The organism is Salegentibacter flavus (assembly GCF_900115145.1).
In the GTDB taxonomy this organism is placed as follows: domain Bacteria; phylum Bacteroidota; class Bacteroidia; order Flavobacteriales; family Flavobacteriaceae; genus Salegentibacter; species Salegentibacter flavus.
Map to the genome: position 1 here is coordinate 424,410 of NZ_FOVL01000001.1, position 24,641 is coordinate 449,050.

Sequence of the window (24,641 nt, forward strand, 5' to 3'; positions counted from 1 at the left end):
TAAAGAAACCGGGATAGCCCGGTTTCTTTATTTATAGGAACAGAAGAAAATTTTTTCATTCTTATAGGTGGAAAGCAGCCTTTCGATTAGATAGAAGTTCCCTTCATTTTCATTACTTTTGTCTAAAGTCAAAGCGCTGTTTGCTAATGAAAAGAACTTTACTCCTGCTTTTACCAATATTCTTGTTTTCCTGTAATTTCGAGACCAAAAAGATCTCTTCGGAAGAAGTATTGGAACTCGAATCCCAAACCCTCAACTGGAAGGAAGTAGACCAGTATCCCGCTTTTGAAGACTGCCAGGATGAAACCGAACTCACTGCTGCCCGAGATTGTTTTGAGCGGGAAGTTGCCGAAAATGTATATGCTTACCTTGCCAAACAGCAACCTGTGGTTACTGAAGCTATTAACGATACCTTATTTATGTATTTAAAGATAAGCAAGGAAGGCAGGCCTGAGATCGATTCGGTAGAGATCGATTCCATCACCACAAAGCAGTTGCCCGAAATCAGAAGTTGGCTAACTCAAAGTATCGATTCCCTGCCAAAAATTTATCCCGCCAGCAAACGAGGCATTCCGGTGTCTTCGGTATTTAAAATGCCGATTGTTATTAAGGCTGAGTAACTTTTTACACGCCAAGCATCATCTCATCAAAATCAACCACCTGTTTATTCTTATAATCATTAAGTAGGTTACATATTAGGGTTCCTATGGCATTATGGCGTTCCTGTGCCTTAGCCATAAACTGTATTTTACTCCATCCCCTAATATCGCATACCATCATTCCTTTGGCATCCCGAATGGTTTGTGCCGATTCTTCATAACGAACCGGGAAATCGATAGTAGATATTGCCAGTAGATTCTTCTCAGTAGTTGTCATAACTTATTTTTTTGTAAAAATAAGTCTGGCATCTGCTTTAGGGGTTATCCTAATATTAAAGTAAACTGAAGAGGTATTAAAGTATGGTTAATAATGGGGTTTTTATCCGTCGAAACAGCTTCCAATTACCACATTCCACTTTCGAACCTCCCATTTTTCAATGAGTCCGTTTTGAACATAGGGATCATTTTCTGCAAAGCTTTTAACTGCTTCTTTAGATTCCGCTCTGAACACCAAAAGTGCTTCATCGGCGGGGTCTTCCATAGCGCCGCCTAAAACTAATGAACCATCTTCAGCAGCAATTTCAGCCAGTTTTAAATGCTCGTTTCTATATTTTCCACGTTCCTCAAGGTAGGTTGAGATGGGTTTGTATTTTAAAATATAATATTCCATAGTTTCGATTTTTAAATGCCGGTCCTTCTAACTTCTGAATTTCCTTCCTTTCCATTCATATCCCGAAACCAGCGATTTCAGTGCGACATAGGTCGAGAAAAAAGGATAGGCCAGACTGCTCCAAAAAAAACTGCGCAGTACCTCTTCCCGCTTAAAGAATTTTGCTGAAAGATATAACAGCGCAAAGTCAACATTAAATTTAAGAAGAAAAATGATCAAAACCGGGTAGTAAGGCCAGATTTCCATCAAGGCCAGAACCGCTCCCACCAGGAGTCCGACGTTCATTAACAACACAATGGCTCCCGCAAATTTAGAGAACAGACTTTTATAAGCCGGTGCCTTTGCTGCCCAGCGAATCCGCTGAGAGATCAATGCACGAAAACTCTTCTGGGATTGGGTCTGCACAGTGGCCTCCTGACTCTTTAGAAAATTTACCTTGTATTTTTTCTGCTGAAATTTCTGAAGCAAAAACACATCATCCCCGCTGGCGATTTCATTATTGCCGCTGAAACCACCTGCTTCCAGAAACGCATCTTTTCTATAACACAAATTCGCTCCGTTACACATAAAAGCCTGTTCGATTCCAAAAGCGCCCGCTCCTGCAGCCTGGAGACTTAAAACATCCAGCTCCTCAAAAGCCCGGAAAGGCTTCACATTTCTCCCCTCTTCGGGGGGAGTTATAGGGGGGCTGGGAGGAATGAGGGAAACCGGTCCTGCTACTAATGCAGCCTGTGTATTTTTAATAAAATCATTTAAAGTCTGCAGCCATAATTTTGGCACCCGGCAATCGGCATCGGTGGTGAGGATGTATTTGAATTCAGCTTTCTCAATTGCTGTGGTAATCGCATCTTTTTTAGGAGAATTCGATTGGCGGTTATTTTCCAGAATTTTTATGGAAAACTCCGGGTAATTCTGCTGAAAATTTTTGCAAATTTCTACTGAATCATCTTCCGAAGCATCATTAATCAGTGAAATTTCAAATTTATCGGCGGGGTATTGCAGTTCTGCCAGGGATTTTAGTAAAACGGGTAAATTTTCACCCTCGTTTCTGAATGGGATAATGATCGAAAACCCGGTTTCCGCAGTGGAAAAATTAGATGAAAATTCAGGGATTTGCTGCCAGCCATAGATCAGGGAGATCATCAGTATGAGGTAAGCGATACTTATGAATACGAAAATTATCATTGGGCCTTAGAATTCCTTAGCTTTGCCTGGTTGCCCGAAATTACGTAATTTTTGACGGCTTTAACCCCCAACTGCGATTTTGAAAAGAGAAAGGATCATATTAGGTATCGACCCCGGAACCACGATTATGGGCTTCGGACTCATAAAGGTGGAAAATAAAAAGATGGAGTTCCTGCAACTCAACGAACTGCAACTCAGTAAATATTCCGATCCGTATATCAAATTAAAGCTCATTTTTGAGCGCACCATAGAACTCATCGACACCTATAATCCTGACGAGATTGCCATTGAAGCTCCTTTTTTTGGGAAAAATGTACAGTCTATGCTGAAATTGGGGCGGGCTCAGGGGGTGGCAATGGCCGCCGGACTCTCACGTCAAATCCCCATCACCGAATACCTTCCGAAGAAAATAAAGATGGCCATCACCGGGAATGGTAACGCCAGCAAGGAACAGGTGGCCAGGATGCTGCAAAGTCTGCTTAACTTGAAATCTTTACCCAAAAATCTCGACTCAACCGATGGGCTTGCTGCGGCAGTTTGTCATTTCTATAATTCAGGCCGCACCGAGATCGGTAAAAGCTACAGCGGTTGGGATGCGTTTGTGAAACAAAATCCGAATAAAATTAAGTAGGTTTCAAATCTTCAAAATAGATAAAATGTCTGCCATTTATATCCACATTCCTTTCTGCAAACAGGCTTGTCATTACTGCGATTTCCATTTTTCGACTTCCCTAAAAAAGAAAGGTCGGGTAGTGGAGATGCTTTGTCGGGAACTGGAACTTCGGAAGGATGAACTACCGGGGGCAGAATACCAAACCATCTATTTTGGCGGGGGAACGCCCAGTTTGCTGTCTTCACAAAACCTCGAAAGCATTTTTGAAACAATTTATTCGAATTACAACATTGCAGAAAATCCCGAGATCACCCTTGAGGCCAATCCTGATGATCTTTCCGAAGAAAAGATAAAAATGCTGGCCGCTTCAAAGATCAATCGGCTAAGCATTGGCGTACAGTCATTTTTTGAAGAAGACCTGAAATTGATGAACCGCGCGCATAATGCAGGAGAAGCCCGGGAAAGCATTCAGCTGGCGAAAAGGTATTTTGATAATATTTCCATCGACCTAATTTACGGGGTGCCCGGGATGAGCGATGAGCGCTGGAAGGAAAACTTAAAGATTGCCCTGGAGCTTGGCGTGCCTCATATTTCAAGTTACGCCCTTACCGTAGAACCCAATACCGCCCTTCAGAAATTTATCGAAAAAGGCAAGATTAAACCGGTTGATGATGAAGCCGCCCGGCGACATTTTGAGATACTGGTGGAAACCCTCACCAAAAACGGATTTGAACATTACGAATTTTCTAATTTCGAAAAACCGGGCTATTTTTCACAAAACAACACTGCCTACTGGCTGGGTAAACCTTATCTGGGCATTGGACCTTCGGCACATTCCTACGATGGAAATGTGAGGAAATGGAATGTGAACAACAATAGCCTTTACATTAAGGCGATGGAGAAAGATCAGCTTCCGCAGCAAACCGAAGAACTCTCCACCGCCGATAAGTACAACGAATATGTGATGACCCGCCTTCGTACTAAATTCGGCGTTTCCCTTTCGGAAGTAGAAGAAAAATTTGGAACTGACTATAAACAGCATTTTTTAAAATATGCAGCCCCCCATAAGCAAAAACAACTTCTGGAAGAACGAGATGGCGTTTTCCATATCACCGCTAAAGGGAAATTCCTGAGTGACGGCATTGCCGCCGATCTTTTCTACCTGGATTAAAAGCCTACACATATTCTTAAAATTGTTTCTTCGCCTTTTCGTAATTTTACCAGATGCTGGCGAACATCATTCATAAAGACAAAACTTATCACATAGATCTTTCCAAAGCCCTTGATATTTCTTTGAGTTTACGGGGAGATGCAAAAAATCCCGTGGCCTGGTACCTTGGAGCTCCGGTCATAGAGCCGGTGAAAGACGGCGATTTTATCGGGAAGGTTTCTGAAGGCGCTGCCGTGAATTTTAATAACGTGAAATTCAATCCGCACGCCCACGGGACACATACTGAGTGTGTGGGACATATCTCGCTGGAATTTCACAGTATAAATCAGACTTTAAAGAACTTTTTTTTTACGGCGAAACTTATTTCGGTAGAACCGGAAAGTTGGTTGGAAGACTTTGTGATAACCGAAGAAATTCTCCGAAAGCATTTTCAGAAAGATGAAGCTGAAGCCCTGGTAATACGAACTTCACCCAATTATATCGAAAAACGTAGCCGCAAATATTCCAATACCAATTGGCCATATTTAACTGAAGATGGCGCAATTTACCTCCGTAATTGCGGAGTACAGCATTTGCTTATAGATCTGCCCTCGGTTGATAAGGAAAAGGACGGAGGCAAGTTGCTGGCGCATAAAGCCTTTTGGAATTACCCTAAAAATACCCGTTTCGATGCTACAATTACCGAACTGGTGTATGTGCCGAATTCTATAGGCGATGGGAATTATCTTTTAAATCTGCAGATCGCCTCTTTTGAAAATGATGCTGCACCTTCCAAACCTGTTTTATATAAAATATAGTAATAATGAAACTAACCTTAAAACTCGAAGAACTCGCGATGTTACTTCTTGGAATATTGGCCTTTAGTTTACTCGATTTTGCCTGGTGGTGGTTTTTGGTGCTATTTCTCGTTCCAGATCTTGGAATGCTGGGCTATCTCTTCGGAAATAAATCTGGTGCACTGTTATACAATCTGTTTCACCACAAGGGGCTCGCCATTTTAATTTGGCTTTTAGGCTTCAGTCTGGAGAACCAAATTTTTCAATTAATAGGCGTGATTTTATTTGCCCACGCTTCATTTGACCGAATGCTGGGCTACGGACTCAAGTATGAAACCGGATTTAAATTCACCCATTTGGGTGAAATTGGCAAGTAGATTTCCGCCTTCGCGGAAATGACATGTATTATTTTATGGACATAGAAACTTTTAGAAATTATTGTCTCAGCAAAAAAGGCGTGACCGAAGAACTTCCTTTCGGTCCCGATACTCTTGTTTTTAAAGTAATGGGGAAGATGTTTGCTCTTGCCGGATTGGATGAAGTTCCCTTAACAGTCAACCTGAAATGCGATCCCGATCACACCCTGGAATTACGGGAAACCTACGGCAGTCACATCCTTCCCGGGTATCATATGAATAAAAAACACTGGAATAGCCTTATCTTAGACGGATATTTAGAAAAAACGCTGGTTCTTGAACTCATCGATCACTCCTATGATCTTGTGGTGCAGAGTCTAACAAAGAAACTACAGCAGGAACTACAAAATTTACAATGAAACAAGCTTTAGAATTTTATATAGATCAGAAAGAGACTCATCAATTTCAACTCAACCAATTATCCCGGAAACTTCTTTTCTCAAGTCTATTGAGGTTGCTGGTATTTTTGATCATCACTTTTTCGGTTTATTATTTCTTCGGAAATATGAATGTATTGGTGCCGGTGGTAATTGGCGGGATCGCGCTTTTTCTGTTTCTTGTTTCCCGCCACAGCGACCTCAAGGATAAAGCCGATAAGCAAAAAGAACTTATCAGACTAAATGAACTGGAGATAGACATCCTGAAAACCCGGGATTTCCAGGATCTTCCCGAAGGAACTGAGTTTGAAGATCCTAAGCACGCATTTGGGCAGGATATCGATCTCTTCGGAAGAGGTTCTTTCTTTCAGTATCTCAATCGCACAGCACTTTACGAAGGCGCCAAAAAACTGGCGGCTATGCTTACTGAAAATTCTATTGAGGGAATTCCGAAAAAGCAGGAGGCCATAAAAGAATTGGAGCAGAAACCTAAATGGCGCCAGGAATTCACTGCCCTTGCCCGTCTGGTTAAAACCGAAACTCCGTCTAATACCGTAGTGCAATGGTTAAAAAAATATAGGAATTTTGTGCCCGCTTATATGAAATGGCTGCCTACGGTTTTTTCAGTGCTTTCGCTACTTGTGATCGCAGGCTATTCCCTGGATTATTTCAAAGGGATTCATCTTTTTCTTTGGTTTCTTGCTGGGCTATTATATACGGGCATCTATCTGAAAAAGATCAATTTGCTTTCAGGCAGTGTGAGCAAGGTGCAGGATACCTTTCACCAATATCACCATTTACTGGCATTGCTGGAAAATGAAGAATTTTCTTCCGAAATTCTGCAAAAGAATAAGGAGCTTATCCGTTCAGAAAAGAAGAAAGCCTCTGCCATTTTCAAGGAATTTTCCAAAGCCATTGATGCTCTGGATCAGCGTAACAATATGCTGTTTGGGATCTTCGCCAACGGATTTCTGCTTTGGGACCTACGCCAGAGCTATAAACTGGAAAAATGGATATCCGCCTACAGGCAGAATGTGACGCACTGGTTTGAGGTGATAGAAACCATCGATGCCCTGAACTCCCTGGGGAACTTTTCCTTTAACCATCCGGAATATGTCTTTCCGGAGATCAATGCTGAAGAAAACCGAATTTCAGCAACAGTCCTGGCTCACCCCTTACTGGATCCTGAGAAAAGAGTGGCTAACGATTTCAGCATAAATAACGAGGAATTCTTTATCATCACCGGCGCAAATATGGCTGGGAAAAGTACCTTTTTGCGCACAGTTTCCCTTCAGATCCTGATGAGTAATATCGGTTTGCCCGTGTGTGCCGAAAGCTGTAGATATTCGCCGATTAAACTCATCACCAGTATGCGCACCAGCGATTCACTGAGCGATGATGAATCCTATTTCTTTTCAGAATTAAAGCGACTAAAATTCATCGTAGATGAGATCAAAACCGACAGGTATTTCATCATTCTCGATGAGATCCTGAAAGGCACCAACAGCAGCGATAAGGCTATCGGCTCGAAGAAATTCATACGGAAACTGGTAAGATCAAAGTCTACCGGGATCATCGCTACTCACGACCTGAGCCTCTGCGAGATCACCGCTGAATTACCACAGGTGAAAAATCATTATTTTGATGCTGAAATTGTAAACGATGAGTTGTTTTTCGACTATAAGTTTAAAGATGGAGTTTGCCAGAATATGAATGCCTCGTTTTTACTTCGAAAAATGGAAATTGTGGATGATTAGTTCTCGACTACCCTGTATCAAAGGAACGTCATACCGTTCCGATAGCTATCGGAATGATCCGGTATCTCATTCTGGTTTTTTTAATTTTTTTAAAATATAAATGGATTCATTAACTCAAATAGTTCTGGGTGCCGCGGTAGGTGAGGCGGTACTCGGCCGGAAAGTTGGAAATAAGGCGATGCTCTATGGTGCAATCGCAGGTACCATTCCCGATCTCGATACTTTTGCCGGCGCTTTTACCGATACCATCACCGCCATTGAATGGCATCGCGGCTTTACGCACTCCATTGTATTTGCGGTTTTATTTGCTCCGGTTTTCGGTTGGCTGATTTCAAAAATTGAACGTAAATCTATTGCAACCTGGCAAAACTGGTCCTGGTTGATGTTCTGGAGCCTGGTAACACACCCGCTGTTGGATGCACATACAACCTGGGGCACGCAACTCTTGTGGCCACTGGAAGTGAGGTTGGCCTATAAGAATATCTTTGTGATAGATCCGCTGTACACCTTGCCGTTTTTGGTGTTTCTCATTCTGGCTATGCGGCAGAAACGGGATTCCCGAAAGCGCAGAAAGTATAATAATCTCGGCCTGATTATCTCCAGTATTTATTTGCTGGTCATCACCCCCGGAATAAAATTATACACTTATAACAAATTCACTGATGCCCTGGCAGAGCAGGGAATTGCCTATAAAAAGATCGAAACAAAACCGGCCCCGCTGAATACTATTTTATGGACTGCCAATGTGGAGGTGGAGGATGCCTATCTTATCGGGGATTATTCGCTGTTTGATTCTCAACCTATAAAATTCGTGGAATATCCTAAAAAGCATCATTTGCTGGGAGAGTGGAGGCAACGCAAAAATGTGCAGCGACTAATTAAGATCTCTGAAGGTTGGTACACGATTTCTGAAAAAGAAGGGGATTTATACTTCAATGATCTTCGCTTCGGAATACTGGATCCTTTTCCGCGAGTCGATTCTGAATTCGCTTTTAATTATAAACTGGTGGAAGAGGATGGTAGAATTATGGCTGAAGAAACCCCTAAAACCCGTGGTGATGCCAAGGAATTAATGGCCCAGTTGGGAGAGAGAATTATCGGGAATTAAAGTTGATTTGAAAAGCTTTCTTATCTTTAGCTCAAATCCACTCACTTATGAAAATCAGATTTAAAAATCTCCTGCTTCTTTCGGTATTTCTTTTCAGTAATTTGCTTTCAGCTCAAAGCGAGTCGGCGAAGCTGGATACCGTTATCAACAAGGTTCAGGAGCATAAATTTTACGACCGGGAGGAATTTCCACTTGGACTTTATACTGAAGAAAACTATGAGAATCAGGCGGAATTTGCTGAAGAACGAATCACCGAGTTGCAAGAGATCAATGCCGATTCCCTCAGTGAAACCGAAAAGATCTCCCTCGAATTATTGAAATTTAAATTGCAGGAGGATGTTGATGAGTATAAATATGAAGCCTATTTGAATCCGCTGCTCTCTGATGCCGGTTTTCACCTTAGCCTGGCCTACCAGGTTCGGGATTTCAATAATTATTCGCAGGTGAAGGCTTATCTCAATAAACTGAATGCGATTCCGGCTTATGTAGATCAGCACCTGGTTTTGCTGCGTAAAGGTCTGGAAAGAGGTATTACTCAGCCGCGTGTTATCTTTGAAGGTTATGAGTCTACCTACAACGATCAGCTTGTGGACTCTCCCCGGGAAAGCTACTTTTTCGAACCTTTCGAAAACCTTCCCCGCGGCCTTTCAGAAGCACAAAAAGATTCGGTTTTAGATGCTGCGGAAGAAGCTATTTCCAAAAATGTAGTGCCACAGTTTAAAAAAATAAAAGATTTCTTCGAGAACGAATACCTGCCAAATACCCGCACCGGGCTTGGAGTATCAGAAATCCCAAATGGCAGGGAATATTACCAGAACAGACTTGATTATTATACCACCCTCGATCTTTCTGCGGAAGAAGTGCATCAGATAGGTTTGGATGAGGTGGCCCGTATCAATACCGAAATGAAAGAGATCATCAAAGAAGTGGAATTTGAAGACAGTTTTGAAGATTTCATACACTTTTTAAGAACCGATGAGCAGTTCTATGCAAAAACCGCTGAGGAACTCCTGAAGGAAGCCCGGGATATCTCCAAGCGTATTGACGCGAAGCTTCCGGCTTATTTCAAAACCCTTCCGCGAAAACCCTATGGTGTGGCGCCCGTACCCGATGCGATTGCTCCAAAATATACCACCGGTAGATATATTGGCGCATCTGATGAAACCCAACCCGGCTATTACTGGGTGAATACTTATAATCTACCAAACCGCCCACTGTATGTGTTACCGTCGCTTACCGCACACGAGGCTGTACCCGGGCATCACCTGCAAAATGCCCTGAATGCGGAATTGGGAGATAGTATTCCTAAATTCCGCAGAAATATGTATTTATCGGCTTACGGAGAAGGCTGGGGGCTTTATTCTGAAACCCTTGCAGGGGAAATGGGCATTTACCGCACCCCTTACGAGCGCTTCGGAAAACTCACCTATGAGCAATGGCGCGCCTGCCGACTCGTAATCGATACCGGAATTCACGAGATGGGCTGGAGCAGGGAAGAGGCTGTGGAGTATTTCAGAAAAAATACGGCGCTTTCTATGCACAATATCAACACCGAAGTAGATCGTTATATCTCCTGGCCCGGACAGGCCGTGTCTTATAAAATAGGCGAGATCAAGATTCGGGAGCTTCGCAAGAAAGCTGAGGAAACTCTTGGAGCCGATTTCGATGTGAGAGCCTTTCACGAAGTGATCCTGGAACAGGGGGTGGTTACGCTGCCAATTTTGGAAGAACGGGTGAATGCTTTTATTGAGAAAAACACTAAGGAAAGCGGTAATTCAAACTAAAGCTTAACTTCGTGGCTTCAAATAAGCAAAATGAGTTTAGAAAAAGAGATAGAGCAGCGCAGCGATTCTACCTGCGAGCTTTGCAGAAGTAAAGAAAATTTAAATCTTTATACCCTGGAGGATTTCCCGGGAGAAGAGACAGATGGCAGTTTTATGATTTGTTCAGTTTGTAAAGAACAACTGGAAGATCCCGAAAAAGCCGATCCCAATCACTGGCGCTGCCTGAACGATGCTATGTGGAGCCCAGTACCTGCTGTGCAGGTGACCGCCTGGCAGATGCTGAATAACCTTAAAGCTGAAGGCTGGCCCCAGGATCTCCTGGATATGATGTATATGGATGATGAGCTGAAAAGCTATGCCCGGCGCGGACTAAAAAACGAGGAAGCAACTCCTGAAGCGGTGCATCGAGATAGCAATGGCGCGGTTATAGAAGCAGGAGATACTGTTGTGCTTACCAAAGATCTTAATGTGAAAGGCAGTAGTCTAACCGCAAAAAGAGGGACGGCAGTACGACGGGTTTCCCTGGTTCACGATAATCCCGAGCAGATCGAGGGAAAAGTGGAGAGCCAACAGATCGTGATCCTTACCAAATTCGTAAAAAAGGTATAAAAGAAAAGGCGCGGATTCCCGCGCCTTTTCTTTCTATTTATTCTAAAAGTTGTTTACTCTGCGGCTTCATTTTCATCAAGAAAATTATATTTTCTGGCGTATTCCAGCATTTGAGCTTCGAAGCTTTCAGGTTGGGTTACCTCGATCTTGGTGATCTCACCGTTCGCATCCATTGAAGGAACAAGCACCGGATTAACAAATCCGCTGTAAGGCGCCGATTTGAAAGGCTCGTTTCTTTCGATTACTTCCTGGTGAAAATTCTGGTCTACTTTGACACCGTAGTTTTCTACAAGGTTTTTGGCAGCTTCGTAGTCTCCTTCAGATTTAATTCTCTGGGTTTCACGTAGCAAGTCTCCAAATATTTCACGAAGTTTCTGGTAATCCTTGATGTCGTAATAGGTTTTACCATCTCTGGTTACTTTCTCGATAACGCCATCTTCCTGACCTTTTTCAATGGCCCAGGCGCTCACCCACTTTCTGTTTCTCATATGAGATTCCTCGATATCATCTCCCGGTTCAATTCTAAGCAATTGTACCAACATAGCATTTCTGATGTAGCCATCGTAGGAGGCTTTTCCAAGTTCTTCGGCATTATCGGTTTGACCTAATTCTTCCAGTTTCGGATCCATCAGATAGTACAAGCCAACAAGATCAGCGCGGCCTTCTTCCATAGTAGATGCGTAGCTTTTTAGAGTTTCCTTGGTTTCTCCAACGCCGGGGTTGATCTGTCCTGAGGCGTGACCTACCACTTCGTGCAATGCAGTATGGAGTTTTCCTGAAAGCTCACCGTATTTTTCGGCTAATCTTACTTCTTCCTCATCGTGTGCAAATTCGTGAAGTTTTTCGGGGCCACCGGCCTGGTTGTAGGCTTCAATGATATTTCCTAAAGAAACCGATTTACTTCCGTGGGCCTTTCTAATCCAGTTTGCGTTTGGAAGATTAACTCCAATGGGTGTGCTTGGTGAAGCATCTCCGGCTTCTCCGGCAACAACAACCGTTTTATAGGTTACTCCTACAACTTCTTCTTTTTTATGCTCGTCCATGATTGGAGCATTATCCTCGAACCACTGCACGTTGTCTTCAAAAACCTGCATCTTCTTAGACATATCGAAGTCCTTGATCTGAACGATATTCTCGTAAGAGCCGCGGTATCCAATCGGGTCGTTATAAACCTCTATGAAACTGTTGATATAGTCAATGTTTCCTTCGGTGGCTTTTACCCAGGCTACGTTATAGTCATCCCAGGTTTGCAAATCGCCGGTGGTGTAATAATCGATAAGCAATCTTAAGGCTTTGGCTTGTTTTTCATTTTCAGCTACGCCTTCGGCTTTTTCCAACCATTTGATAATCTCTGTAATAGCATCACCGTAGAGTCCGTCTGCTTTGTAAACCTGTTCTACCAGTTCTCCGTTTTGTTTTACCAATCTGGAGTTGAGTCCGAAGGAAAGTGGCTTTTCAGGATTTGGAGATTCTTCTTTGGCGTAAAATGCCTGAGCTTCTTCAGCAGTTACATCGGGACCGTAGAAGTTTACAGCCGATCCTAACAATAAGCCTTCCTCTTCGTTTAGATTTACTTTTTTGGCATCTTTATCATTAAAAATTACCTCGTAAGCTTCACCGCTAAGTTCAGTATTGGTATCAGCAAGAAGCGTATCTAAATAATCTTTGCTGAAGCCGGGTTTTAATTTGGAATTGGAGTAGTGGTGATGAATTCCGTTAGAGAACCATACCCGTTTCAGGTAGGTTTCGAATTCTTTCCAATCCGCTGAAGTTTTGTCGCCCTGGTAATTGACATAGATGTTTTCCAGCGCGTTTCTGATCTTCAGGTTGTGTCGGTAATTTTGCGCCCACATAATATCGCGGCCAGCAAGTCCGGCTTCCACCAGGTAATAAACCAGTTTTTGCTCCTTTAGGCTAAGGTCTTCCCAGCCCGGGATCTGATAGCGAAGGATCTTGATATCGGCAAACTCGTCTATCAGGTAATCAAAATGATCGGTTTCAGTAGTGTCAATGGTGGTCTCAGATACCGGGGGAGTTGCTATTCCGGGACTATCCGTTCCCTGTCTGCTGGCATCACAGGCTGTAAAAACAGTGACAAGTACCAGCAGGTAAATGCTAAATATTTTTCTCATAATGTTTATGTTCTTAATGTATCCAAAGTTATGAAACTCCGTTCAGTAATGGCAGCTAAAAAACTGATCACAGACAGGAATCGATCACATTTATATTCGGAATTTTTTAAAAAACCGATCATTTTACAGGCGGTTGCTGAAATAATTATAATCAAAAAGCTATTTTATGTGCCGTTCCGCTGGAACTCGATTCTTTCATTTTTAACTTTTCTAAACTTATACCGCCTCTACGAGGCTTGATAATAATTGAACTAATAAATAAAGCCATTCTTCAGAAAGATAAAAAAAACCTCACAGGTCTCTGAGACCTGTGAGGTTTAAATTATTTATAATCTGAATTGTATAAACTACTGCTATTCGGCCTGCTTTAGCTTCGTAAAATGCTTATAAAACAACGGAATAGTTTCAATTCCCTTCAGGTAATTCCAAATTCCGAAGTGTTCATTAGGGGAGTGGATGGCATCGGTATCAAAGCCAAAGCCCATTAAAATAGTCTTGCTTTTCAATTCCTTTTCAAAAAGGGAAACAATAGGAATACTTCCTCCACTATGCTGCGGAATAGGATCCTTTCCAAATGCTTCGGCATAAGCATCATTGGCAGCCTGATATTCCAGGGTGTCTATTGGGGTGACATAAGCCTGCCCTCCGTGATGGGTGGTTACCTTTACCTTAACCGACTTTGGTGCGAGGCTTTCAAAATGTTTTGTAAACAATTCGCTGATATTTTCCCAGTCCTGATCGCTTACCAGACGCATTGAAATTTTAGCATAGGCCTTAGAGGGCAACACGGTTTTAGCACCTTCCCCGATATAACCTCCCCAAATCCCGTTTACGTCCAGGGTAGGGCGAATTGAGGCGCGTTCGAGGGTAGAATATCCTTTTTCTCCCTGCACATCCGCAATGTCCAGTTTCTTTTTATATTCTTCGAGGTCAAAGGGAGCTTCGGCCATTTTAGCTCTTTCGGCTTCGCTGTATTCCTTTACGTTGTCATAGAATCCGGGAATAGTAATTCGGTTATCCTCGTCCTGTAAGGAAGCGATCATCTTAGAAAGTACATTGATAGGATTGGCTACGGCTCCACCGTAGAGTCCGCTGTGAAGATCGCGGTTAGGCCCCGTTACTTCCACTTCCATATAGCTGAGTCCGCGCAGGCCTGTAGTAATAGATGGCGTGTCTTTGGCGATCATTCCGGTGTCACTAATGAGAATCACATCATTCTGAAGTTTCTCTCTATTATTTTCGATAAACCAAGCCAGGTGTTCACTACCCACTTCTTCTTCGCCTTCAATCATGAATTTCACGTTGCAGGGCAACGCATCATTTTTGGTCATATATTCCAGGGCCTTCACATGCATGTACATCTGTCCCTTATCATCACAGGCACCGCGGGCAAAAATCGCTCCCTCGGGATGGATTTCGGTTTCCTTGATTACCGGGTCAAATGGCGGGGAATTCCAAAGGTCTAAGGGATCAGGCGGTTGTACATCATAATGTCCGTAAACCAGCACGGTGGGCAGGTTTTTATCGATTATCTTCTCGCCATAGACAACAGGATGACCGGGAGTCTCACAGATTTCTGCGGAATCACAACCGGCTTCCAAAAGATTTTTCTTCACCGCTTCAGCTGTTTTTAGCATATCGGGTTTGTGCTTGGAATCGGCGCTTACCGATGGAATTTTCAGAAGATCAATGAGTTCGCTTAGAAAACGATCTCTATTGTTTTCTACATATGATTTGATGTTATTCATTGTATAAATTTTTAAGTGAGATAAAGGTAAAAAATTTTTTTGCGGACTATTTGAGAATTGAAACATTTATGTATATTTGCATCCGCTTACGACAAGTAAGTGCTTTTACAACGAGTCCTAAGTGTTGTAAACTGAAAATGCGGGCGTGGTGGAATTGGTAGACACGCTAGACTTAGGATCTAGTGCCGCGAGGTGTGAGAGTTCGAGTCTCTCCGCCCGCACAGCAAGGGAAAAGCCGACTTTTAGGAGTCGGCTTTTTTGTTTGGGTAACACCGGGGTAACACATTTTATTAAAACGCCTTACATTAAATTCTTTTTAACCTTTTTTAACATCCATCAAAAGTAGCAGAATGAAATGCGGTCGACGGTGGTCTTCCTGAGCACGAGCTAATTGCGGTCCAAAAAAGAAAGGGAATTCGAACGATGCTGCCAAAGAAGCCCTTTTAAAATTAAAAGAAATCGGACTTAAACGAATGATTATGCTTACTGGAGATAATCAGAATGTAGCCGAATCGGTGACAGAAGAAATAGGGTTGACCGTTGCCTGGGGAAGTTTGTTGTCTGAAGAAAAGGTAGAAGGGATTAAAAAATTAAAAGAAAAAGAATCTAAAGTAGCCATGGTTGGGGATGGGGGAAACGATGAGCCGGCAATAGCCATTGCCTTGGAAGCGATCGATATTGCATTGATGGCCGATAAGCCGGAAACACTTCCATATGCTATTGGATTGAGTAGAAAATCTGAATCTATTATCAGCTCCATCCGCCTGGAATCCAAATTTACAAAACTTAGCTTTTTCGTAATTTAGGAAAGGATCTTTTTTGGATAGCTATAATAGTGGATAGAAATTTTAATTAGAAGATTCGTTAATTAAGTTTTTGTCTTAAATTTTTATTACATACTAACCTTATTTAAGTTTTTTCTAATTTTCTTAAATAAGGATTATTCAAATGGGGGTATCGGGCTGCGTAAGGATAACACCTTTTGGTTACCGGAAGTCCAATGAATTATAACTGAGAGTGTAAAAAATCTGCAGTATCCTTTAAACCTCTGTTCCGTAAAATATCTAAAACTTCAAACTCATTCAGATCAGGGTTTCTTCTGTTTAGCACCATTTCTTTAAAAGCCTCAACTGCTTGTTCCGGATTTAAATCGATTATATCGGTTAAAAAATCATCTGCAGTTTTAGCCGAAAGACCAAATGAAGCAAGATATTCTTTTGGAAAATCCTTTATATTATTAGTTACTATTACGTTAGCATTGGTTTTTATTCCTGCAGCTAAAACATGACAATCTTTAGGATCTGGTAGTGTGAGATTAGGTATTAAGGCTGAGTAATTATTAACCATGGCATCTGGAAAGGCTAAATTTGCTTTCTCAGCTCTTTTGCTGGCAACTGATTCTTCTACTCCCTTTCTTTTCATTACATCTTTCCACTCATCGAATATATGTTCGCTCCATTTCGGGGTATACAAATCATAATAAGCAAACCAGAAAAGCAAATCTCTAATTTCAATTGGATAAATGACGTTTGTGTCCAGAACACATTTAAACCTTACACTATGAATCATACAGACCTAATTCTTCATCAGACTTCATTATATCAATTAGATGTTGCTTCTGGTCCTTCTTCATCTTTCTTTTGTATTTCATAACATCTTCAAACCTAACACGTCTATGTTTACCAACCTTGGTAAATTCAATTTTACCTTCTTCGAGCAATTTCACGAAATGAGGTCTTGAACAACCCAAAATCTCCGCCGCTTTTTGCGTAGTAACTTCTGTAGCCATCGGCACTATCGAAAAAGGTTTACCTTCACTCATTGCCTTCAGAACTTCTCCCAATAATTTTAAAGCTTTTAATGGAATTTTGATCCTTTCCTGGGTTTCTTCAATTTCAATTTCAGGATTTTCCGATTTTAACTGCCGGATTACAGATGCTAAAGCATCATATGACTCAATAGCAATTTTTTGCTCATCTTTTGAAGGACGATTAATATTTTTAAAAGTTTCCATAACCTGATCTGTTTTGCTTCTACAATATTAAACGAAATAAACGAAACAGAATGATAAAAATTGTTAATTATATTAGCTATATCCAAAAACGGATTTACCCAAATTAAGATTATTGAACGACCTGGCGAGATGGCTCTCTCGCTTCGCCTCACTCAAAACATCAATTTGAATTTCGATATTGGGCAGGCGTATAGCCTGTCCCTTTTTTAAACATCCGGGTAAAATGCTGAGGGTATTTGAACCCCAATTCATAAGCGATCTGGCTTATAGATTTATCTGCTTCAAATATCTTTTCTTTAGCTATATCTATTAATTTAAGGTGGATATGATCCATTGCCGATTTACCGGTTTCCTTTTTAATTAAATCGCCAAAATAATTTGGGGAAAGATTTAATTCCTCTGCAAAATACGCTACAGAAGGCAGGCCTATTTGCTTCGGATTTTCAGAATGGAAATATTCATGTAATAATTTTTCAAAATTGGAGAGAATACCCTTATTTAAGTTCTCTCTGGTAATAAACTGCCTGTCATAGAAACGTTCGCAATAGTTCAGCAATAGTTCAATATTATTGGCTACAATCGTTTTACTGTGTTTGTCTATATTTTGATCGAGTTCGTAATCTATTTTTAAAAACAGTTCCTTTACTATTTGTTGTTCTTTTTTAGATAAGTGCAAAGCCTCGTTTAACTCATAGGAAAAAAAGTTATATCTATGGATATTTGCTGCAAGCGGAGTGCCTTTGATGAATTCCGGATCAAATAGTAAGGCAAAGCCTTTTGGATTGTAATCTTTTTGGCTTTTTATTCCCACCACCTGACCGGGACCCATAAATACCAGGGTACCTTCTTCATAATCATAATTATTACGCCCGTATTGGAGCTGCCCGCAGTTTACACCTTTAAGGAATATGGCATAAAAGCCGAAACTGAAATTGCCACTATGTAAAGGTTTCGCTGTGGAACTGTCAAAAGCAGTAATTAAGGGATGCCTGGTGGGTATCGCCTTAAGTTCATTGTACTGGGAGATGCTATCTACCTTAACTAAATCCTTCATATTACAGTATCTGAAATTTCCATACAAATATACCAATCAGATTATTAGTAAATTAGAAGACCAGGTCTAATCAGTAAAAATGGTAAGGATAGCAGTATTCTGTATACAAAGTGTGGCTGTTTATTATTCGATCTTTGTATAGAAATGAATATTTATCTTTATTTAGGTATATGTTCAATTCAAAAATTTAGTAATATGATATTAAAAACACATATTAAACCTAAGACATTATCTTCTCCTTTTAAGGGGATTTTATTATTGCTAAGTTTTTTAATTTTTTCCTGCGGGGTTCAACATAATGATGAATTAATTATTGAAAAACAAGGAAGTTTCACCGTTGGAGGTACAGTAAAAAAGAGTCCTGGTACTTTTGACCCGGTGGAACACGGAGCATTTAATCCCGCTAATCAAAGTACCCAGGGGCAAACCCTGCACGGGGATCACGCCACGGTGCTTTTTCAACACCCGGTAAACTCCCGCGAATTACCACTGGTTTTCTGGCACGGATTCGGGCAATCGATGAGAACCTGGCAAACTACTCCCGATGGTAGGGAGGGATTCCAAAGTATTTTTCTTCGGAAACGTTTTCCGGTGTATTTAATCGACCAGCCCCGAAGAGGATTATCTGGAAGAAGTACTGAACCTACCACCATTTCGGCAGGTACCGATGATCAGTTGTGGTTTGGTATCTTCAGATTGGGATTAGGGACCGAATTTTATGAAGATGTACAATTCTCAAAAGATCCTGAAGCTTTAGATCAGTTCTTCCGACAAATGACTCCCGATACCGGGCTCTTGAATATAGAATTAAATATTGATGCGGTTTCTGCTCTATTCAATAAAATCGGTCCTGGCGTGTTGGTGACCCATTCCCACAGTGGTGGGCAAGGCTGGCTCACAGCTCTGGAAAATGACAATATAAAAGCTATAGCATCTTATGAGCCGGGAAGTAATTTTGTATTTCCGGAGGGAGAAGTACCGGAAGCAATACCTTATTTAGGCGGTCAACTCAGTGCACGGGCAGTTCCTATGTCTGATTTCGAAAAGCTTACTGAAATTCCAATTATCATCTATTATGGAGATTATATCCCTGAAGAAGAAACACAGAACCCGGGTAAAGAACAGTGGCGGGCAGCGCTTACTATGGCCAGAAAATGGACTTCTATCGTGAACAAGCACGGGGGAGATGTTACGCTGGTACCACTACCCGAAATCGGAATGAAAGGTAATACGCATTTCCCAATGTCAGATTTAAACAATCAAGAAGTTGCTGAACACTTGTTCGAGTGGCTACAGGAAAAAGCTTTGGACTAAAAACATAATAATCTTAAATAATACATTATGAGACTCATAAAAAAATTCTGTTTAATTGCCGTAATCGGGCTGCTTTCATCGTACTCCTTGATGGCTCAAAATGAAATTTTTCCGAAAGGGGAAAAAGCACCTAACGTTTATCATACCGGCGATGTTTGGCTAAATCACCTGGCTGATGCCGATGAAAACTTCGATTTTAATGTAGTACAGGCAACAATGGCAGCCGGTTCAAAACTGAACTGGCACCTTCACCCAAAAGGTCAACAATTATACATCACAGACGGAGTTGGTTATTACCAGCAAAAAGGAAAGGAAGTTCAGGTAGTAAAAAAAGGAGATGTGATTAAATGTGATCCAGAAGTGGAACACTGGCACGCTGCTACCCCTAAAACCCCGGTTACTTATATCGCGATAAGTGGAAATGCACCTACCAAATGGACAGATACCATTACTGCGGAAACCTATAATGCTATTAAGGCTCCGGAATTGTCTAATAAAGATACAGAGGAAGATATGATAGAGGTTTCCAAAAAGAAATGGGAATGGATGGCCGATAAGGATGCCGATAAACTTGAAGACTTATTTCACGAGAAATCCCAGTTTGTTCATATGGGCGGAAGCTGGGGAAAAGACCGTGAGGTTGAGGTTATTCGTAGCGGAGGTATACACTATAAGAAAGCAGATATTCACGAAGTGTCTGCAGATATTATAGGTAATACTGCTATTGTTTCAAGCCGAATCACCCTATTGGCAGTGGTAGGTGGAAATGAAGTAACTAATCCTTTTATAGCGACCGAGGTTTATGTAAAAGAAGGGAATGAATGGAAATTAGCAAACCTTTCTTTTGTAAAACAACTTTCTAGTCCTAATGAAGATTAAAAAAGCAGGGATGAAACTCCCTAAAGTAGTGTTGATATTATTTTTAGCAATATTCTGTATTAGTTCTTATGGCCAGGAAAAAAATGAGAACCAGGATGTTGAAGTCGATGAAATGATTATAAGGATGGCTAAAATTAAAGTATATGCTAACCATAGGGATGAATACATTGCTATTCTTAACGAAGAGGCAGAAGCTTCAATTAAATTGGAACCGGGAGTAATATGTATTTATCCAATGTATCAAAAAGAAAATCCTAATGAGATAAGGTTACTGGAAATCTACGCTAATAAAAAGGCTTATCAATCACATTTAGAAACACCCCATTTTAAATCTTATAAAGAAAAAACGAGAAGTATGATTGAGACCCTCGAATTAATTGATATGAAAGCTTTAGATAAAGAAACAATGCCTCTAATTTTTAATAAAATTAAAGATTAAGATTAATTCAAATTTTAATCTCAATTAAATATTGAAGTTAATGAACAAGAGTTTAGTTGTCATATTATCATTCCTACTTTTTGCAGTGGAAATGAATTGTGCTAATTCTCAGAAGAAAATATCTGTAGGTTCAGAGAAAACCCTTATTGTATACCTGTCTCGAACCAATAATACAAAAGTGGTAGCCGAGCTAATACAGCATAAGGTGGGTGGAGAACTGATAGTCCTTATAAAAGAAAACCCCTATCCCGAGGATTATCAAAAAATCGTGGACCAGGTAGATCGTGAGAATGAAGAAGGATACCTGCCTCCATTAAAAACAGAAATAGAAGATCTTGAAAGTTATGATACGATCTTTATAGGCTTTCCTACCTGGGATATGCAAATGCCACCACCAATGAAATCCTTTTTAACTCAAAATGATATGAGTAGAAAAACCATAATTCCATTTAACACCAATGCCGGATTTGGAGTAGGCCGGGGTTTTGAGCAATTGCGAGAGCTATGTCCTGAAAGTGATATTCTTGAAGGTTTTTCGGTAGAAGGAGGCTATGAAAAAAGAGGGGTATTCTTAGCCATTAAGGGAGAACGTGAAGAAGAAGTTTCAGATCAGCTTGATACCTGGCTGCAAAAAATTGGACTACTATAAAATCTGTCCTGATAACTATTGAATCTTAAAATTAAAAAAATGAGCTATAATTTTAGAAGTATACTTTTTTGTTTGTTGATAGTAGTGCCTTTCACTATTTCAGCACAATCGGAAAATGAAAAGTTAAGTCCTACTGAATATAGTATTGCCAGAATTTCTGCTGCTACAGCTACAGGAGATCTTGAAACTTTAGAAGATGCCTTGAACGAAGGTTTGGAAAATGGACTTAGCATTAATAAAATAAAAGAGGAACTTGTTCATCTTTATGCATATACCGGTTTTCCCAGAAGTCTTATGGCCATCAATACGCTAACCGATGTATTGAACGATAGAAAGGAAAAGGGAATTAGAGACGAAATAGGAGAAGAACCAAAAGATTTAAAAGGCGGAGATAAATATGAAATAGGAAAAGAAGTCCTGGTCGATCTAACCGGAGTAGAAGACCGCCCAAAAGCTGGTTATGCTAAAACGGTTCCCATTATCGAAGTGTTTTTAAAAGAACACCTGTTTGCAGATATTTTTAAACGAGGGGTATTGAGTTATAAGGAGCGGGAAATCGCTACGGTGGCTGCCCTTTTAGGTATGGGGGGTGCTGCACCTATGGCCACAGGTCATATTAAAATCAGTATGAGACATGGAGTGACTGAACCACAAATACTCCAGATTGTGGATCTTATTGAAACCGAAATTGATAAGGAAACTGGACTGGAGAGTAGGGAAATAGTGGCAGCACTAATCTCCGGAGAACCTGCCGGAACCGAATCCAAATATGATGACAGTGAAAAAATATATCCACGAGGAAAAAAAATTGAAAATCCTGCCTTTACAGGTAATGCCTGGGTTAACTTTTTAGTTACTGCAGATGAGGTAAACAAAAATTCAGTAGGTGTGGTAACCTTTGAACCCGGAGCCAGAACTTTTTGGCACCGGCATCCTAACGGGCAGATTATACTTGCGCTTTCAGGTGAAGGCTACTACCAGGAAATAGGGAGTCCAAAAATAATAATGAAAAAAGGAGATGTGGCAAAATGCCCTGCGGATACGCCTCACTGGCACGGTGCAGGTCCGAATGAGGAATTTGTGCAAATAGCCATTACCAGTAGAGTTGATGGCCCAACGGAATGGGAAGATGAAGTATCAGACTCCCAGTATGCTGAGTAGATAAAATATTGTGATAATGTAAATAAGGGAAAGACAATAAGCAAACCGGCGCGGGCGCGGGCTCTAAGGAGAAACGCAAACTAGGTTCCATGGAGGTTTCTGCTCAAGGTCTTGGCGGACTTTCGGTAGTTGGGTTTTATGCTGGGGGTCCAAGAGATCAAAAAAAGGTAAATAAGCTTTATCGCGAGGCCTATGACCACGGAGTGACATTCTTCGACACCGCGGAAGTATATGGGCCTCATATTAACGAAAAGCAGGTAGGTGAAGCCATAGCACCTTTTAGAAAAGAAGTGGTGCTTGCCACTAAATTTGGTTTTGATGTAGATCCCGACACCGGCGAAAGAGGGGGAATAGACAGTAATCCCAAAACTATTCGTAGAGCTGTGGAGGGAATGTTGAAAAGGTTGAATACAGATTATATAGATTTGCTGTACCAACATCGTGTAGATCCCAATGTACCCATTGAAGATGTTGCAGGAACTGTTCAGGATTTAATGAAAGAAGGAAAAGTCCTGCACTGGGGGCTTTCGGAGCCCGGTTTAAATACGGTTCGCAGGGCACACGCGGTAGAACCATTAGCTGCTATTCAGAATGAATATTCCCCCTGGACCCGTAATCCGGAGGCCGAAGTTTTGCCTCTGTGCGAAGAACTGGGAATTGGTTTTGTCCCCTGGTGTCCTTTAGGCTATGGTTTCTTTGCTGATGCGATCAATGAAAATACCCGATTCTCTGAAGGTGACTTTAGAGCCATTTTACCTAGAATAACTCCGGAAAATATACCTCACAACCTGGAAATGCTTTACTATATCGAGGAATGGGGCTTGCGTAAAAATGCTACTCCTTCGCAAATAACCCTGGTCTGGCTCCAAGCTCAGAAACCCTGGATAGCACCTATTCCGGGAACATCAAATTCAGTACACCTTAGAGAAAACATAAGGGCAAATGATATTTCATTCTCTTCGGAAGAATTAAAAGAATTTCAGATCTTTCAGAAATTGAAATTGAAGATGCCCAAAATGCACAGCCGGTGTTGGATGGTATGGGCGTGGAAGCTCCACCAAAAAGATAATTAGTCAGCTTAACATTTCTCAAATTGTTGTCTTGAAGTTTTTTTCAGCCCCCAAATCTACCATAACTTACCTGCGCCGGATCCTATGCTGTTTTTATAGCGTACGGAAAGTTAAGTGTAAAGTAAAAACAGCATAGGGCGCAACCTACTTTTCATTCTGGAGTATTATTCCCTTTATGAATTGAAATCTCCTTACTTAGCAGCTTATTTAATTCCCTGTTTTCATTTTGGCTTTCAATCAACTTATAGGTGAGATAACTAAATGATATTAGTAGGGCCAATAGAATACTGAGAAGTAATCTTGCCAGGCTCTTAGGAAGGATATATGCCCTTTCCAGCTTTGAAAGTATTAGTTCCAGATTTCCAGTTCTCGCATTTTCTTTTTGCTTTTGGATCTTAAGAAAGGAATTCAAATGTTTTTCCAAGACCTCCGTACTCAGCGGCACACTGGTTTTGTGCAATTTATTAGATAAATCTTCAAGGCTCTCCAGGGAGGATTTAAAATCAGCCATCTCATCGGCCATCAGTTCCATAATTTCATCTAATTTTTTCATCCTTCAAACTTTTATAATCACATTCCTATTCCTGTATCCATTACTTTTTTTAAAGCTCCTTTTATAATGTCTTTGGTTATTTTGGAGGCAAGGTTGCTGCTTAATTGCACCGTTTTGTTTAAAACCAAAAGATTTTTTGGCGCTTCCTTTAATCTTGTAAAACTCTTGTTTTGTGAGATTACCGCAATTAATTTATTACCACTCATGGAACGGTCGATTTCACTTGCCTTAAGATTTACACCTCTATATTCCATACGAAACCCCTGAAGCTTATTGGCTTTATTGATTGTTGGAATCACCTCCACCTGATGGGCTTTCATCTTATTCATATAATCATCCAGGGACTTTGGTTTTGTTTGCAATACCCGATTATGAATATCCTTTATTTCCTGCCTAAAGCCTTTTAATTCATTAAGTTTTTCCTTCTGTACTTCCTTAACACGGGTAAGACCTAATTCTTTTGCGACATTATCTGCGGCTATTTGACTGCGCTTTCCAATAAAACTGTCATTGTAGGCCTTACCATCAAAGCCAATTCTATTGGTATAGATATGAATGTGGGT

Annotated in this window: 26 protein-coding genes, 1 tRNA gene and 1 pseudogene; 18 read left to right on the forward strand and 10 right to left on the reverse strand. The window is 41.0% G+C overall.

Annotated features, from left to right (window positions below):
* The first annotated feature begins 146 nt into the window (after positions 1-146).
* Entirely contained in the window at positions 147-620 is a 474-nt protein-coding gene (locus tag BM266_RS02060) for a hypothetical protein (protein WP_093405212.1), read from the forward strand.
* Positions 621-624: 4 nt separating this feature from the next.
* Here BM266_RS02060 and BM266_RS02065 read toward each other — a convergent pair whose 3' ends face one another.
* From BM266_RS02065 to BM266_RS02075, 3 genes are all read right to left on the reverse strand, one after another.
* A complete protein-coding gene (locus BM266_RS02065) occupies positions 625-876 on the reverse strand; it encodes a hypothetical protein (RefSeq protein ID WP_093405214.1) in 252 nt (83 codons plus the stop codon).
* Positions 877-978: 102 nt separating this feature from the next.
* The gene (locus BM266_RS02070) at positions 979-1,269 is read right to left on the reverse strand and encodes a YciI-like protein (protein WP_093405216.1); all 291 of its coding nucleotides are present in this window, start codon (positions 1,267-1,269) and stop codon (positions 979-981) included.
* A 27-nt stretch (positions 1,270-1,296) separates the two neighbouring features.
* Complete coding sequence (locus BM266_RS02075; protein ID WP_093405219.1) at positions 1,297-2,454, reverse strand: glycosyltransferase family 2 protein; 1,158 nt, start codon at positions 2,452-2,454, stop codon at positions 1,297-1,299.
* Positions 2,455-2,533: 79 nt separating this feature from the next.
* Between BM266_RS02075 and ruvC the strand changes: the two genes are divergently transcribed.
* The 9 genes from ruvC (at position 2,534) to BM266_RS02120 (ending at position 11,065) form a co-directional block, all read left to right on the forward strand.
* On the forward strand, positions 2,534-3,085 hold the full coding sequence (gene ruvC / locus BM266_RS02080) for a crossover junction endodeoxyribonuclease RuvC (RefSeq protein ID WP_093405221.1): 552 nt from the start codon (positions 2,534-2,536) through the stop codon (positions 3,083-3,085).
* Positions 3,086-3,110: 25 nt separating this feature from the next.
* The gene (gene hemW / locus BM266_RS02085; RefSeq protein WP_093405224.1) at positions 3,111-4,238 is read left to right on the forward strand and encodes a radical SAM family heme chaperone HemW; all 1,128 of its coding nucleotides are present in this window, start codon (positions 3,111-3,113) and stop codon (positions 4,236-4,238) included.
* Positions 4,239-4,291: 53 nt separating this feature from the next.
* Positions 4,292-5,035 (forward strand): cyclase family protein, encoded by a 744-nt coding sequence (locus BM266_RS02090; protein ID WP_093405227.1) that lies wholly within the window; start codon positions 4,292-4,294, stop codon positions 5,033-5,035.
* Positions 5,036-5,040: 5 nt separating this feature from the next.
* Entirely contained in the window at positions 5,041-5,391 is a 351-nt protein-coding gene (locus BM266_RS02095; protein ID WP_093405229.1) for a DUF4260 domain-containing protein, read from the forward strand.
* 35 nt (positions 5,392-5,426) lie between these two features.
* Positions 5,427-5,789, forward strand: coding sequence for an MmcQ/YjbR family DNA-binding protein (locus tag BM266_RS02100; RefSeq protein ID WP_093405325.1), 363 nt, complete (start codon positions 5,427-5,429; stop codon positions 5,787-5,789).
* Positions 5,786-7,564, forward strand: a complete 1,779-nt coding sequence (locus BM266_RS02105; RefSeq protein WP_093405232.1) for a MutS-related protein — start codon at positions 5,786-5,788, stop codon at positions 7,562-7,564. Before BM266_RS02100 ends, BM266_RS02105 begins: the two co-directional genes overlap by 4 nt.
* A 100-nt stretch (positions 7,565-7,664) precedes the next feature.
* A complete protein-coding gene (locus BM266_RS02110; protein WP_093405233.1) occupies positions 7,665-8,672 on the forward strand; it encodes a metal-dependent hydrolase in 1,008 nt (335 codons plus the stop codon).
* Between the two features lie 47 nt (positions 8,673-8,719).
* Positions 8,720-10,456, forward strand: a complete 1,737-nt coding sequence (locus tag BM266_RS02115) for a DUF885 domain-containing protein (protein ID WP_093405236.1) — start codon at positions 8,720-8,722, stop codon at positions 10,454-10,456.
* 30 nt (positions 10,457-10,486) lie between these two features.
* A complete protein-coding gene (locus BM266_RS02120) occupies positions 10,487-11,065 on the forward strand; it encodes a PhnA domain-containing protein (RefSeq protein ID WP_093405238.1) in 579 nt (192 codons plus the stop codon).
* 53 nt (positions 11,066-11,118) lie between these two features.
* On the opposite strand, the gene BM266_RS02125 is transcribed toward BM266_RS02120, so the two are convergent.
* Together BM266_RS02125 and BM266_RS02135 are read right to left on the reverse strand one after the other, a co-directional pair.
* Positions 11,119-13,197, reverse strand: coding sequence for a dipeptidyl-peptidase 3 family protein (locus tag BM266_RS02125; protein ID WP_093405241.1), 2,079 nt, complete (start codon positions 13,195-13,197; stop codon positions 11,119-11,121).
* A 353-nt stretch (positions 13,198-13,550) separates the two neighbouring features.
* Entirely contained in the window at positions 13,551-14,945 is a 1,395-nt protein-coding gene (locus tag BM266_RS02135) for a dipeptidase (protein ID WP_093405246.1), read from the reverse strand.
* Positions 14,946-15,084: 139 nt separating this feature from the next.
* Between BM266_RS02135 and BM266_RS02140 the strand changes: the two genes are divergently transcribed.
* Positions 15,085-15,166, forward strand: a tRNA-Leu gene (locus tag BM266_RS02140).
* 213 nt (positions 15,167-15,379) lie between these two features.
* Positions 15,380-15,751 (forward strand): annotated as a pseudogene (locus BM266_RS02145) (HAD family hydrolase); the annotation flags it as partial.
* Between the two features lie 199 nt (positions 15,752-15,950).
* Here the strand turns inward: BM266_RS02145 and BM266_RS02150 are convergent.
* The 3 genes from BM266_RS02150 to BM266_RS02160 all read right to left on the reverse strand — a co-directional run bounded on the left by BM266_RS02150 (position 15,951) and on the right by BM266_RS02160 (position 18,013).
* Positions 15,951-16,514 carry a PIN domain-containing protein gene (locus tag BM266_RS02150; protein WP_081209145.1) on the reverse strand — a complete coding sequence of 188 codons (564 nt, stop codon included), beginning with the start codon at positions 16,512-16,514 and terminating at the stop codon, positions 15,951-15,953.
* A complete protein-coding gene (locus BM266_RS02155) occupies positions 16,504-16,959 on the reverse strand; it encodes a helix-turn-helix domain-containing protein (RefSeq protein ID WP_081209147.1) in 456 nt (151 codons plus the stop codon). The genes BM266_RS02150 and BM266_RS02155 overlap by 11 nt, the downstream gene beginning before the upstream one ends.
* A gap of 160 nt (positions 16,960-17,119) precedes the next feature.
* A complete protein-coding gene (locus BM266_RS02160; RefSeq protein WP_093405252.1) occupies positions 17,120-18,013 on the reverse strand; it encodes an AraC family transcriptional regulator in 894 nt (297 codons plus the stop codon).
* Positions 18,014-18,208: 195 nt separating this feature from the next.
* On the opposite strand from BM266_RS02160, the gene BM266_RS02165 reads away from it, so the two are divergent.
* From BM266_RS02165 to BM266_RS02190, 6 genes are all read left to right on the forward strand, one after another.
* Positions 18,209-19,327, forward strand: coding sequence for an alpha/beta hydrolase (locus BM266_RS02165; RefSeq protein ID WP_093405254.1), 1,119 nt, complete (start codon positions 18,209-18,211; stop codon positions 19,325-19,327).
* A 27-nt stretch (positions 19,328-19,354) separates the two neighbouring features.
* The gene (locus tag BM266_RS02170) at positions 19,355-20,206 is read left to right on the forward strand and encodes a DUF4440 domain-containing protein (RefSeq protein WP_093405257.1); all 852 of its coding nucleotides are present in this window, start codon (positions 19,355-19,357) and stop codon (positions 20,204-20,206) included.
* On the forward strand, positions 20,196-20,645 hold the full coding sequence (locus BM266_RS02175; RefSeq protein ID WP_245760365.1) for a putative quinol monooxygenase: 450 nt from the start codon (positions 20,196-20,198) through the stop codon (positions 20,643-20,645). Before BM266_RS02170 ends, BM266_RS02175 begins: the two co-directional genes overlap by 11 nt.
* A 40-nt stretch (positions 20,646-20,685) precedes the next feature.
* Complete coding sequence (locus BM266_RS02180) at positions 20,686-21,294, forward strand: flavodoxin family protein (RefSeq protein WP_093405259.1); 609 nt, start codon at positions 20,686-20,688, stop codon at positions 21,292-21,294.
* A 39-nt stretch (positions 21,295-21,333) separates the two neighbouring features.
* The gene (locus BM266_RS17305; RefSeq protein WP_093405262.1) at positions 21,334-22,455 is read left to right on the forward strand and encodes a cupin domain-containing protein; all 1,122 of its coding nucleotides are present in this window, start codon (positions 21,334-21,336) and stop codon (positions 22,453-22,455) included.
* Between the two features lie 89 nt (positions 22,456-22,544).
* Positions 22,545-23,528: an aldo/keto reductase gene (locus BM266_RS02190; RefSeq protein ID WP_093405264.1), complete on the forward strand. Its 984-nt coding sequence runs from the start codon at positions 22,545-22,547 to the stop codon at positions 23,526-23,528.
* Between the two features lie 148 nt (positions 23,529-23,676).
* Here the strand turns inward: BM266_RS02190 and BM266_RS02195 are convergent, their stop codons facing one another.
* Positions 23,677-24,078: a DUF6730 family protein gene (locus BM266_RS02195; RefSeq protein WP_093405267.1), complete on the reverse strand. Its 402-nt coding sequence runs from the start codon at positions 24,076-24,078 to the stop codon at positions 23,677-23,679.
* Positions 24,079-24,095: 17 nt separating this feature from the next.
* Positions 24,096-24,641 (reverse strand): relaxase/mobilization nuclease domain-containing protein (locus BM266_RS17005; RefSeq protein ID WP_394333114.1); only part of this gene is annotated, 546 nt, incomplete at its 5' end.